Raw genomic sequence first — 14,135 nt, 5'->3', positions numbered from 1 at the left:
ATAGGGCGTTGCTGATTTACGGTATGAAAGGCTAAATATGCCAGTCATAGAAACCAGTATCGACAAAGCTTGGGGATTTTTAACTGATTTTTTTCATACCCTGATTAAGCAACGCCAAAATAAAACTGCGAAATTCCCAGGCGACAGACTCTACTGCTTTGATTATTTTTCACTTTTGAATAGAAAGATGGCGCTCGATCAAGATCGTCTTATCCTTTCATAGGCAATAAAATTGTAAACTCCGTCCCTTCACTCAATACAGAATTTACCTCTATTGTACCGCCGTGTTTCTCAACTACAATCTGCCGTGCGATCGCTAAACCCAATCCCGTGCCTCTACCCACACCTTTAGTTGTAAATAAGTTGTCAAAAATCCGACCTTTTATCTCATCTGACATCCCTGGCCCGTTGTCAGAAATGCGAATCGTCACCCACTCCTGAGACTTCATTTCTGTCCGAATCGTGATGCAATTGGCTGGGGCTTTAATCTTCTCTAAACTCCGTTCCCGATTTGATTCTTCCAGTGCATCAATGGCATTAGCCAATATATTCATAAACACCTGATTTAATTGTCCGGGGAAGCAACTCACTGAGGGCAAGTTCCCGTACTCTTTCACAACTTCAATCGCTGGACGCTGTTCGTTCGCTTTCAATCTGTGTTTCAGAATCAAAATCGTACTGTTAATTCCGTCATGAATATTGAAAGGAACTTTGTAATCTTTGTCGGCTCGGGAGAAGGTACGAAGACTGGTGCTGATGCCTTGGATGCGATCGCACCCGACTTGCATCGAATTCAACATTTTGGGTAAATCTTCTAAGAGATATTCGATATCGCTCTCTTCAGCTTTTTCTTCAATCTCTTCACCCGGACTGGGAAATTTTTCTTTATAGAGTTGCAAGTATTCTGTAATATCTTTGACGGCGGCGATCGCTTCATGAATATTCCCAGAAATAAATCCGACTGGATTATTAATTTCATGGGCTACCCCGGCCACTAAATTCCCCAACGCCGACATTTTTTCGCTCTGTACTAATTGCAGTTGAGATTGTTCTACTTGGTGAGCGTAGTCCTGGGCTTGCTGATACAGTCGCGCATTTTCTAGGGAAATGGCAGCCTGAGTGCAGAGGAAGTTGAGGACGAGGAGACGATCGCGAGTAAACACTCCTTTTGTCGATCGATGTTCGAGATAAAGTATTGCAACTAAGTTCCCGCGATCGAGAATCGGAGTACATAGCATACTCTGAGAGTGATACTGGAGCGTACAGTCATTCATTAAACCCGGAATATCTGTCTTGCCACCTTCAATAACCACTGTTTCCAGGGTGTGTTTGACATAATAAACCAGTTTGAGCGGAATCACCGCCGAGCTATCTATAGGTTGGTTTTGTAGTAAGGTTGTGGGTAACTCGTTATCTGGATTGATGTGAGTTATTGCCCGGATTTGCCATTCATCCTGATGGGGGAGTAGCAAAGCACAAGTTTCTGCCCCCGAAGTTTTTAAAATAATTTGGTTGAGACTACCGAACAATTCCTCAAGCTGAATTTTACTGGATAAAGCTTGAGCAGCTTGCACAATAGATGCGAAATCCAGGGCATCGGAAATACTGGTGCTGCTATTACTGGAAGTTTGCGAAGAGTGGCTAATTGTTGCCAGCGTCTCTAGAGGATTAAAGCGAAGTTTGGGCTGATTCAAGATAGGCACAAGTAACTGGGGATAGCGTTTTTCTAAGTCTTCAACCTTGGCGAGTGCACCCCAACGGGAATAACAGTAATATGCCTCCTGCATATAGCTGGCAGCAACTTTTTCTTTGCCCCATTCCCAGTAGAATTTGGCCGCGAGTTCGTTGGCTAATCCTTCCTCTTGGATATAACCATTTTCCTGAGCTCCTGCGATCGCGCGATCGTACAGTTCGAGCGCTGCGGCTTTTTGTCCTAAAATTCGACATTTTTCCGCCTCTACCAAATTAAATTTGTGCAAATGGTTCATTGGTCCGTGACTAGCCCAGTTTTTCATTTTTTCCTGATTCGCTGTCACGCGAGCGAGCAAAAGCGTTCGCTCGCTCGCTGGGATTTCAGAAAACACCGCCAGCCGAGCTAAAGAATCGTAAAAATAGAAGAGAGGCACAAATATCGTCCCCGTTACGCCGCCTAAATAACTTTCTGCCTTGGCTGCATTTTCCACAGCTTGGCGCGACTCGCCAAACAGAGAGCAGAGAATCATCTTATTAAAATATAAATAGCACAATGCCGTGACATCATTTTCTTTTTGATGAAGGAGCAGTCCTGTTTCCTCATCATAAATTTCACCCATTAAACGCCAAGGCTCTTGAGATTGCCCCATTAAACTCGAAACAGCTTGCCAGAAAATACGATGATAATTAAGAGCTGTTTTTTGCTTAATCTTAGCAATAAAATCACTAAAAATTGCCATTTCCTGTTCGAGTTCGCCCAAATTTTTTCCAGTGAAATACAAATGGTGGCAGAGTTTGTGAGCGGCTAAGCCCGCAAATTCTAAATCTCCCGTTTCCAGTCCGCTATAGTAGGCCGATCGCAAAGGATTTAAGGTTTCTCTAAAATGCTGTTTCCAATGGATGATATTGCCATTTACCGCAAACAAGGTCTTCGCTTTAAATTTTTTGGCATCGCTTCTACCCGCCACACTTAAAGCAAGTTGACCGAATTGAAAACCTGCCTCAATATCTCCAACGATCGCACACATAATTAGCCCAAAACAGGCATACGCAAAGGAAGACTCAGCCACATTGCCATATTGAATCGATAAATTAACCTGTTTAAATACAATCAGCGGCATCAATTCCGGCACCGCTTGATAGGCAGCCGAAATCACACTCGCTAAAATAGACATGGCTGCTTTATTGTCAGCATCCGTCATGTCCGGCAAATCTTTTAAATCCTCAATGCGTTTCCCGGTCAAATTTGACAGGGTTTCTCCCAGTCCCAAATGAATGTCTGACGGGTTCGGCGATTCTGGAAAGCCTACGCTCAATAACTTTAGAACTTGCAGCGCTATTTTTATCGCTTCTTTGAGCTTGTTCTGGGTTGTACAAGCTTGGATTTTAACCTCATAAACCTTCACCTTATCTAGCAGTTTTATCGCTTGTTGCAACACTTCATCTGCTAAGCGTTCCATCTCATCAAAGTTCCCGCCTAGATAGTTTGCCTCTACCGCTGCCACAGATAGCGCTAATGTTAGCTCGTATTGCGTTTGCCAGCTAGAATCTGCAAGAAGTTCCCGCCCAATATTCAAATACCCAATTGCAGCAGCATAGGCAGTAGAATCTCTGGCTTTCTCAGCAGCGATTAGATTTAACTGAGCGAGTTCATCCCGCTCGGTGCGATCGCGAATTAAGCTCACTCCCACATTCAATTGATTGACAATTTCAAAAATATTATCTTCCCGTTGTTCAGTCGGCGTATTGCTTAATAGCAATTTGCCAATTTTTAGGTGAGTTGACTGTTTCTGATCGGAGGGAATCAGAAAATAAGCGGCTTGCTGAACGCGATCGTGGAGAAATTTATACTTTGGTAATGGGCTATTAGGGATAGGGGATTGGGAATTATTCTCTTTCCCCAGTCCCCAATCCCCAGTCGCCAGTTCCTCTTGATTGGTAAAAAATTTGTAAACTTCGCTGATTGGCAGCACTAACCCTTCCTGCAACGCCCTCCACAGCTCAACCGCTGTTTCCGAGATGGATTTCTCGCACACCAGTGCTAGGGTCGCTAAATCAAATTGACTGCCGACACAAGCGGCTAGTTTCAAGACTTCCCGCGTATTAACCGGCAGCTTTTGCAATTGAAGTGCCATAAACTCAACTACATCATCCGTTACAGCCAGCGCTTTTACCTCGGCGATATTGCACTGCCAATACCCGCGATCGAAGTCAAATGAAATTAGGCCATCTTCGTGCAGAGATTTGAGGAATTGATTGGTAAAGAAGGGGTTGCCCTTGGTTTTTTGAAGCACCAGTTCCGTCAGAGGGACTGCTACTTCAAGGGGACAACTCAACGTGTCGGCAATCAAGCGATTTAGAGAGGGTAGAGCGAGAGGAGCGAGGGTAATTTGATTGATTGTCGCATTAGTTTTGCGAATTTCCTCTAAGCTCAGCATCAGGGGATGAGCGGGGCTAACTTCGTTATCGCGATAGGCTCCAATAAGTAACAGATACTTAATATCTGTATCGCTCATCAGTAATGGGATTAAATTCAACGAAGCAGAATCGGCCCATTGCAAGTCATCGAGGAAGATAACTAAGGGATGTTCGGCTTGAGTAAAGACTCGAATAAACTTGCCCAGGAGTAGATTAAACCGATTTTGAGCCGCCATTCCCGATAATTCTGGGGCTAGGGGTTGTTGTCCGATAATCCGTTCTAGTTCGGGAATTACTTCGATAATGACTTGTCCGTTGTCACCGAGTGCTGCTAAAATTTTGGTTTTCCATGCTTGGAGTTGGATCTCGCTTTCACTGAGCAATTGTGTGATTAAATCGCGGAATGCTTGCACAAATGCCCCCAAGGGAATGTTGCGATTGAACTGGTCAAATTTACCTTTACTGAAATAGCCATGCTGTCGGACAATGGGTTTGTGAACTTCATTGACCACAACGGTTTTTCCGATGCCAGAAAAGCCTGCAACGAGCATCATTTCGCTGTTCCCTTGTGCTACTCTTTCAAAGGCTGCTAAAAGTTGCTGTATTTCTCGTTCTCGTCCATAAAGCTTTTCAGGAATCAGGAAGCGATCGCATATATCCCGCGTTCCTAACTCAAATGTTTCAATCTTTCCAGTTTCTTGGTACTGCTGCCAACACTTTTCTAAGTCATGTTTCAATCCCCTGGCACTTTGATAGCGTTTTTCGGCATTTTTTGCCATCAGCTTCATGACAATATCCGAAATCACCTGGGGGATTTCTTGGTTGTTGATTGCAGGAGGTTGTTTGGCAATATGGCAGTGAACCAATTCCATGGGATCGTCACATTCAAATGGCAGTTTTCCTGTCAGCAGTTCGTAAAAGGTGGCTCCCAGAGAATAAAAGTCGGTGCGGTAGTCGATGCCTCGGTTCATTCTTCCGGTTTGTTCGGGAGAAATATAGGCGAGGGTTCCTTCTAAGACGTTGGGATTTTGAATTTCTTGAGTTTCTCTCGGCAGTAGAGAGGCGATGCTGAAGTCAATCAGTTTAATTTGTTTAGTTTCGGGATGTATTAGGAGATTGGCGGGTTTGATATCTTTATGAATAACTCGGTTTCGGTAGAGTCCATGGAGAATGTCAGTTATTTGAATGGCAATTTCCAAGATTTCTGCCAGAGTCAGCGAGGTTTCTTGGGCGTAATCTCGGAGAGAAATGCCCCCAAAATCCTCCATTACTAGGGCATAGCTGTGGCGATAGGACTCCAAATTGTAGGGTTCAACGACTCCCGGCAGACGTAGATTTTTGGCTATGGTGTATTGGTTACGGAATTGCAGCAGTTCGCTGAATGTAGGATAGTCTCGATTTAATAGTTTGATGACAACCGGATGCTGGTCTGTTTCTCGGATGGCTCGATAAACAAGGGTTCGCGAACCTGAGTATAGTTGCTCAACTAGATCATATCCAGAAATTCCATTGGTCAAATCGACTGCTGCACTCATCTGGATTACCCAATCTTAGACATTGACTCTTGTAAATAAGTATACACTTTTATTGATCTAGTCTGAGGAAAATAGAATAGCGGAATCCCCAGGTGACAGACTCTACCGCTTGTATTCTTTTTCACTTTTGAAGAGAAAGAGGGCGCTCTATCAAGATAGTCTTATCCTTTCATAGGTAATAAAATTGTAAACTCCGTCCCTTCTCTCAATACAGAATTTACCTCGATTGTACCGCCGTGTTTCTCAACCACAATCTGCCGTGCGATCGCCAATCCCAACCCGGTTCCTTTCCCTACTTCCTTGGTAGTAAATAACTCATCGAAAATCTTCTCTCGCACTGTTTCACTTATGCCCACACCGTTATCTTTGATGCAAATTATCGCTTGTTTTTTGGTCCGATAAATGTCTGTTTTAATGGTAATTTGATTGGCTATTTCTGCATAATGTCGTCCTTGATTTGATTCATCCAAAGCATCGATCGCATTACCTAACAAATTCATAAATACTTGATTCAACTGTCCGGCATAACACTCCACTTGTGGCAAATTACCGTATTCCTTAATCACTTTGATTTCTGGACGAGTTTCGTTACCCTTGAGGCGATGTTTCAGGATCATAATGGTGCTATCGATGCCATCGTGGATATTGCAAGCGACGGGATAGTTAGTATCCGCACGGGAGAATGTCCGTAGACTGGTACTAATATCCCGAATCCGCTTCACGCCTTCCCGCATCGAACCTACTAATTTCGGTAAATCTTCGCGGATGTAGTCCAGATCGATGTTCTCGATTTCTTCTTGAATCTCTGGATCGAGTTGCGGATATTTTTGTTCATACAAATCGAGCAATCCAAACAAATCTTTGATATAATCTAAGGCGGGTTGAATATTACCAACCAAAAAACCAACTGGATTATTAATTTCGTGAGCAACCCCAGCTACTAAGTTTCCCAATGCTGACATCTTTTCGCTGTGAACTATTTTTATTTGTGCCTGTTTGAGATCGGTAAATGCTTGTTGAGATTCTTGATACAAACGGGCATTTTCTAAGGAAATAGCAGCTTGAGAAGCCAGCAAATTTAGCACTTCAATGCGATCGCTCGTAAATGCCCCAACCGTCAGGTTATTTTCCAGGTATAAAACTGCTATCAACTGCCCTTGATTAAGAATTGGAATACACAGAACACTTATCGGCTGGTGCTGTTCAATATAGCGATCGCTCGCAAGCTGGGAACTTACCCTAGCATCAACTATTACCAAAGGTTTCAAACTACGCTTGACAGTGTTAACCAAACTAATCGCTACATCCTGACTAGATTCTAGAGGTATTGATGGTAATAGCTCAGGTTCCTGTCCCTCTGCTACAAGAGCCGCTACCTGTAAATACTGTTTTTGTTTGAGCAATAAGACACACTTAGTTGCCCCAGCATTCGCGATCGCTATTTTTAAGAGAGTAGTCAGGAGTTTATCTAGTTCAATCTCCCCAGAAATGGCTTGAGAGGCGTTGATCAGAGTAGGCAAATCTAGAAATTCAGAGTTGCTGCTAGAAGAGTGAGTAGAAGTAATCGTTCCTAATGTTATACTTCCTTTGAGGGAAGCAAAGGATCGCTCTGACTGAAGGATGGGTGCGAGGAGTTGGGAATAACGTTTTTTCAGATCGTCTACTTTAGCCTTAGCTCCCCAACGACTGTAGATATAGTAAGCCTCGATCATATAGTCACGGGCGAGGCGTTCTTTCCCCCATTCCAGACAAAACTTGGCGGCCAGTTCATTAGCCAGTGCTTCTTCGCAAACATAGCCTTGTTTTTTCGCTCCCAAAATAGCCCTATCATATAACTCGGCTGCTTGCCAATTCATCTCTAATACTCGCGCTTTTTCCGCTTCAATTAATTCATATTTATGCTGATTTACTTCTGGCGCATTCTCCGCCCAAAACTTCATTTTTTCCTGATTACTATTGACTTTATCCAAGTATTTTTGTTGTTCATTCACTGTGACTGTAGCATAGCAATTTAGCAATGTTAGCGAATGGTAAAAATTGAGAACTACGACTTGCATAAAACCAAAAGCTGCTCCGGCTTGCTCCTGTGCTAGTTCCACATTTTTTAAAGCTTGGCTACTATCGCCCAACAAGTAAAGTAGAATAGTTTTAGTCACATAAAAAACAAATAAAACTGTTCCCGATTTAGCGGCAATGATGCGGGGCAAAATTTTCTCTTCATCAAAAGTTTCACCGAGCAATAATAGGGAATCTGCTGCTTGACCCTGTAAATTTAAACCTAATTGTCGCCATACTTGCGAAAAGTGAATAGGAATTTCTTGTTTAATGTTAATACACAAATCAACATAAACTCCTTGTTGCTGGACGGCAGACTCTAAGTTATCCTCCGTAAAAAATAAGTAACTACACAAATTTGCTGCACAATATCCACCCCATTCAAAATCACCTACTTCTAGCCCTGCTTGTACGCCTTCCCGCAAAGGATCGACACTATTTTTGGCGTGTTCTTTCCAAGTGCGAATATTAGAATTAAACAAGTTATAAACTTTGGCTTTGAGTTCTTTAGCGTTAAACTTATCTAATAATTTTAAGGCAATTAAACCCGCATAATAACCTCTATCTAATTGACTAAATCCGACTAGCAATAACCCGTAAAAACCATAGGCAAAAGATGATATCGCCGAATTTCCATATTTAAGACACAAATTAATCATAGTGATGATTATTTGGGGAAAAATCTCTGGCTTTGCCATAAATACAGGCGCACAAAGGATTTTCAAAATCTGCATGGCTGCCAGCTTATATGGATCTGTCATGGTTGGCAAATTATCTAAATTGTCAAGATTTGGCAAATCAATTATCAACTCCTTGTCCACTTCTATTGTTAGCAAAGAAATTGTGAGTTTTTCTAATACTTCCAATCCAATATCTACTGCCGTTACCATTTCTAGTTGAGCGATATGAATCTGCATTTGCAATTCATAAACCTTCACTTGGTCGAGTAAATTATTGGCTTTTTGCCTGGCGATTTCAGCTAAATTTAATGACTCCTCAAAGTTAAGGTTTAAATATTCAGCTTCGGCAGTAGCAATGTAAATATTGAGGGTAAATTCATACTGATTTTGCCAACAGTCTGTTGTCAGTAACCCCATCGCCGTTTGCAAATAGACCATTGCGGCAGCATAAGCGGTAGAAGTTTTGGCTTTCCGCCCTGTCACTAGGTTTAATTCGGCTAATTCTTGGCGCTCGCTTGGTTGAGTGATTAAATCTTTACCCTGATTTAAGTGTCTGACAATCTCAAATAGTTTTTCATCCTCCTCTATGTCAGAGGAATTTTGTAGTAACAACTGTCCGATTTGGAGATGAGTTGCTTGCTTTTTTTCATCAGGAATGAGGGAATAAGCAGCTTGTTGAACGCGATCGTGTAAAAATCGATAAGTTGCATTAGCTGAAGCATTGAAAACTTCATTACTATCCGGTTCCGTAAAGAACTTATAGATTTTGGTCGTGGGAATCACCAAACCTTCCTGCAATGCTTTCCATAAAGCCGTAGCCGTCATTCCAGCAGATTTCTCACTGACAATTACTAACGTATTCAAATCAAACTGCGCTCCTATACAAGCACCTAATGTGAGAACATCCTGAGTTTCGGGCGGCAACTTCTGCAATTGCAAAGCCATGAACTCAACGACATCATCAGTGATAGCTAAGGCTTTGACTTGGGCAATATCACACTGCCAATGCCGAATATCGTAATTAAAGCTAATTAGCTGCTCGTCATGTAATGCCTTGAGAAACTGAGTGGCAAAGAAAGGGTTGCCCTGAGTTTTTTGATTGACTAATATTGTCAAAGGTTGGGCAAGGGATGATTCGCAATTCAGCGTATCCGCCACCAACAAATTCATATCGGTTTCGCTTAACGGTTGCAAAGTAATCGTATTCACTGTTGCCCCTGTTTTCACTATCTCATCCACTGTTAAGATAAATGGATGCACTGGCGAAACTTCATTATCTCGATAGGCTCCCAAGACTAATAAATACCCTGTCTCCATCATCAATAACTGTAGCAAATTCAGGGAAGCTGAATCCGCCCATTGCAAGTCATCCAAAAACATCACTAAAGGATGTTCTTTGCTAGTGAAAACTTGCACGAATTTCTGCATGAGCAGATTAAAGCGATTTTGGGCGGCACTTCCTGACAATTCTGTTGCAGGAAGTTGAGCGCCAATTATACGTTCTAACTCAGGAATCACGTCAATCAAGACTTGTCCGCTGTCTCCCACTGCTGCTACAATCTTGGTTTTCCATGTTTGCAGTTGGGTATCCGATTCTGATAGCAATTGACCAATTAAGTCGCGGAATGCTTGCACAAAGGCACTGAAGGGAATGTTGCGTTGAAATTGATCGTATTTGCCTTTGATAAAATAACCGCGCTGACGGACAATGGGTTTATGAACTTCATTGACAACGGCGGTTTTCCCAATTCCAGAAAAGCCTGCTACTAGCATCATTTCGGTGCTACCTGTGCTGACTCGCTCAAAGGCAGCTAATAGTTGATCAACGTCTTTTTCTCTACCGTAGAGCTTTTCGGGGATAGTAAAGCGATCGCTAATATCTCGCTTTCCGAGTTCAAAAAATTCTATCTGGCCTGTTTTTTGTAACTGAACTAAACAAATCTCTAAATCGTGCTTGAGTCCTAATGCACTTTGATAGCGTTTTTCGGCATTTTTCGCCATCAGCTTACTGACAAGTTGCGATAAAATTAAGGGGATTTCGGAATTTATTTGATGGATGGGTATCGACTCTTTGGCGAGATGGCAATGCACCAATTTCATCGGATCATCCGAGATAAATGGCAACTTTCCTGTCAACAATTCATAAAAGGTCACACCCAGGGAATAAAAGTCACTACGGTAGTCAATGCCTCGATTCATCCGTCCTGTTTGTTCGGGGGAGAGATAGGCTAATGTTCCTTCTAAAATATTGGGATTCTGGATTTCTTGGGTTTCTCGTGGTAGGAGGGATGCAATACTAAAGTCAATTAGTTGAATTTGTTTTGTGTCTGGATTAATGAGAATATTAGCGGGTTTAATATCTTTGTGAATGACTCGGTTTTGGTAGAGATAGTGGAGAATGTCTGTTAGTTGTATGGCGAGTTGGAGAAATTCTACTAAAGGTAAAGCTTGAGATGCTTGGGTTTCATTTGTTGCTGTTTTGAGATAAGTAGGTAGAGAGACTCCGCCAAAGTCCTCCATTACTAGGGCATAGCTATTCTGGTATACTTCCAGCGTCAGGGGTTTGACGATGTGAGGGAAGTCAAGATTTTTGGCAATGGTGTATTGGTTGCGAAACTGGACGAGCTCGTTGAAGGTGGGGTATTCGTTTCGCAGCAGTTTGAGGACGACTCGATAGTGGTCACGGGTACGGATGCCTCGATAGACTAGGGTGCGTGTACCTGTATAAAGTTGCTCTGTAATCTCATAACCTGACAAATGGGCGATCGCATCCATAACTGGTTGACCCTATGTTATAAAACAGTTAAATTAAAACCTTCTATTCCATTGTATTTTATTATTTGACAAAGATAGCGATCGCAAACTCTGCACCCTCGCTAGGGACAGAATTAACTGTAATTTTTTTCCTATGTTTATCAACTATTATTTGACAATCAAGCAATTTGGTCACACGCCCCCGGATTCAGCCGTGTACCTGTGAAAAAAGCTGCGCCTCACGATCGCAAGCCCCGGACTCATCCGTGCAAGCAATCTCAAATTTCAAATCGCATGACGTGCGATCGCTAATCCTAAATCACTTCCTTGGTCTACTCTGCACTATGTATAGTATGGTTGCGTAAGTTGTGATGGTATCACAAACAAATAATTTGTATTTTTTAACCGTAGATACACGCAGATAAACCCGGATATAGAGTGGATATTATCTGCATACAGTGGCTTGCCTCTGCGGTTTTATTAGGCTTTATTCCCCGTAGTGGCTGCCAACAACCTTATCCCGAAACACAACGTAATTGTAGAAGTTGTAAAAAATCCTAATCGGGATTAGAAAGCCGATGAACACAATCATAAACACCAGCGCCCTGGGGAGATTTCCCACTTAGCTTCGATTGCTGCTAATTGGGTTTACTGATAGCGATAAACTTGTTCGCGCCTCAAATGTCCGATAAATATCTGCAAAAGTGCAAGTGCGCTCGCCGTTGCTATGGCAATTTTTAAAGATTTGAAAAAAAAGTTGCGGCGCTTATTATCTTACCGAACCGTCACTTTATAATTCAGTTTAAAGGGTTTAAAATTAGCTGCGATTTTCGCTGCTCCGCTCAGTTCTAATTCATAAGCCCCAGCCTTGGGAAACACAATATCAGCTCCCGGAATGCCTTTTAGCCGTTCCGCAGATACTGCTTTTAAAGGCGGTTGCATCAGCGGTTTATTCCCCTCTTTATAAGGTTTGGTATAAACGCTTAACTTGCAATTACACTGCTCTAAGGGGATAATTTCTCCCCCCCTGCGAGTTAGTGCAAACCACACTCTCGCAGGCTGTCCGGCGCGGGGATTGTGGTTGGGTTCTAGGTGAAAGGTAGCGGCTACATCTCCCGATACTTCGACTTCGTGTGCTAAAACTGAAATCGAGTTTAACTGCGGCGCAGTGGGAATTGCTGCTTCAACTAGCAATCCCAAAAAAACTAACAATCCTAAAGTTTTACTTTTGTTTGACAGGTGAAACATAAAATTGATCCAGTGATAAAATTGACCAAAATAAGCGCGATCGCACAAACAGAACTAACACCGCAACCACCGCTAACACGGCACTCAGCAGTTGATTGTGCAACTTCCATTCAAAGCCGCCGAGATAGTGGGAACCGATGAGTGCCGCGTGTACAGCGCACAGCAGGAAAGCTGGAACGCTTAACAGGTGAAGCATTCGCCACAGCTTGCCTAAAAAATTTTGAACGCGATCGACACTTGTAACCGTCGCGGGTACCATCAACAGCAGCGACAGTATCCCAGCCGCCATTCCCAACTGGTGCTGCGGCAACATGAAAGACACAGCATCAAAATTCCATTGCAGCGTATGATCCAGCATATGAAACGTGTGGGCGACTGCTAGGACAAACGCGCCCACACCCAAGGCGCGGCGGTAGCGCAGCAGTTGCGGCAAAAACTTGCTAACCGGACGCGCCAACAGTGCTAGCATCAAGCACAGCAGGGCTGCGTGGCCGGTAAAATCGACCATTTCATCGGTTCGCAGCAAGGTAAGAATTCCGATCGCCACCGTCACCCAGCCACCAGCACGAAACAGTTGACTGCGCTTGTCCGCGCTCAATCTGCCAGCAAAAAAACTCACTCCCAGCATAGTTGGCAGCGTGCCGAGTCCAAAAGCCAGCATCGTCGCCGCACCCAAAACCGGGTTTCCAGTTTCCGCCGCCTTAATCTGCGCTGCGTAGAGGAAACCGCAGGGAATCAAACCCCAAAGCAAACCCAAAGCAATCGGCACCCACCAGTTTTTTTGCGCCGAAAGCTTGCTCATAGCTTGTCCGACTCGATCGTGCGACAGCGGGTGCAATCGGGGCAATCCCGGCAGCAAGTTCGGTTTAATTTGCCCTACTCCGAACCAAATCAGCATCGTGCCCGTTAGAAGTGCGATCGCCCGCCGCAATTCGCTACCCGTACCAGCTAAAAGTCCGCCCGCAATTAACACCGAACCCAGCCCGCCAATTGCAGCACCAACCAAAGCGTAAGCAGTAATTCTCCCCAAATTTAGCAGCAAATGAAAGCGGAAAGCAGCTAATTTATCGTTGCGGGAATTAGAAAGAGAAAACGCCATTGTCAGCGGGCCGCACATCCCGGCGCAGTGACCGAAACTGCCGAGAAATCCCAAAATTGCAATTAGCAGCAGGTCTAGCATCTTGAGTCATACGATTTTAAATTTTACATTTTAGATTTTAGATTTGTTTTTACTGCTTACCTATTACCCCATGCCCATGCCCCATGCCCCATGCCCCATGCCCAATTCCCAATTACTCATTTTGAATGCCGATCGCTAAAATTCCCAAAATTTTATCAACCTGATTCAAAAAATACTCCAATAAATCTATTTGAACTGATTGCCCTTCCAGCATTAAAAACTTCCAAATTTCTCCCGTTGTCACAACCCCATAAATCCTCGATACCTGATTTCCCTCCCGTTCGTTAAACAGTTGAGCTGCATACATTTCCGCTACGCACTGACCCAACCCAGCATTAATATTTTCCTTTTTAGCCTCAACGATTAAAATCGTCGGCGCGCTAACAATCAGGAACTCTACCGATCGACTGATCAGAAAATCGCAACTGCCGTTTAATCCCAAGTCGCTGTCAACGGTAAAATCGACTCCCGAAAACAAACTAATGCGATCGGGAAACCATTGGTGACAAGTTAAGAAGAGCGATAGAAAGTCAAGAGGGACTTTCTTAACAAGCTCAAACGTGTGAAACTCAG

The 14,135-nt window shown here is 43.4% G+C and carries 6 protein-coding genes; 1 reads left to right on the top strand and 5 read right to left on the bottom strand.

Going from position 1 to position 14,135, the window contains the following annotated elements; all coding sequences use genetic code 11:
* Nucleotides 1–37 precede the first annotated feature (37 nt).
* Nucleotides 38–223 carry a hypothetical protein gene (locus QUA40_RS18940; protein ID WP_333128575.1) on the top strand — a complete coding sequence of 62 codons (186 nt, stop codon included), beginning with the start codon at nucleotides 38–40 and terminating at the stop codon, nucleotides 221–223.
* Here the strand turns inward: QUA40_RS18940 and QUA40_RS18935 are convergent.
* The 5 genes from QUA40_RS18935 to QUA40_RS18910 form a co-directional block, all read right to left on the bottom strand.
* Nucleotides 210–5,645, bottom strand: coding sequence for an AAA family ATPase (locus QUA40_RS18935; RefSeq protein WP_333128573.1), 5,436 nt, complete (start codon nucleotides 5,643–5,645; stop codon nucleotides 210–212). The two genes, QUA40_RS18940 and QUA40_RS18935, sit on opposite strands and share 14 nt — an antisense overlap.
* A gap of 161 nt (nucleotides 5,646–5,806) precedes the next feature.
* A complete protein-coding gene (locus QUA40_RS18930) occupies nucleotides 5,807–11,155 on the bottom strand; it encodes an AAA family ATPase (RefSeq protein WP_333128571.1) in 5,349 nt (1,782 codons plus the stop codon).
* A gap of 753 nt (nucleotides 11,156–11,908) precedes the next feature.
* Complete coding sequence (locus tag QUA40_RS18920) at nucleotides 11,909–12,382, bottom strand: hypothetical protein (RefSeq protein ID WP_333128568.1); 474 nt, start codon at nucleotides 12,380–12,382, stop codon at nucleotides 11,909–11,911.
* On the bottom strand, nucleotides 12,357–13,562 hold the full coding sequence (locus QUA40_RS18915) for an urease accessory protein UreH domain-containing protein (RefSeq protein ID WP_333128566.1): 1,206 nt from the start codon (nucleotides 13,560–13,562) through the stop codon (nucleotides 12,357–12,359). The genes QUA40_RS18920 and QUA40_RS18915 overlap by 26 nt, the downstream gene beginning before the upstream one ends.
* 112 nt (nucleotides 13,563–13,674) lie before the next feature.
* The coding region (locus QUA40_RS18910; protein ID WP_333128564.1) for a hypothetical protein at nucleotides 13,675–14,135 on the bottom strand (461 nt) is incomplete at its 5' end.

The organism is Microcoleus sp. Pol11C3, from assembly GCF_036701485.1.
In the GTDB taxonomy this organism is placed as follows: Bacteria; Cyanobacteriota; Cyanobacteriia; order Cyanobacteriales; family Microcoleaceae; genus Microcoleus.
This window is presented reverse-complemented; position numbering and strand designations above follow the sequence as displayed.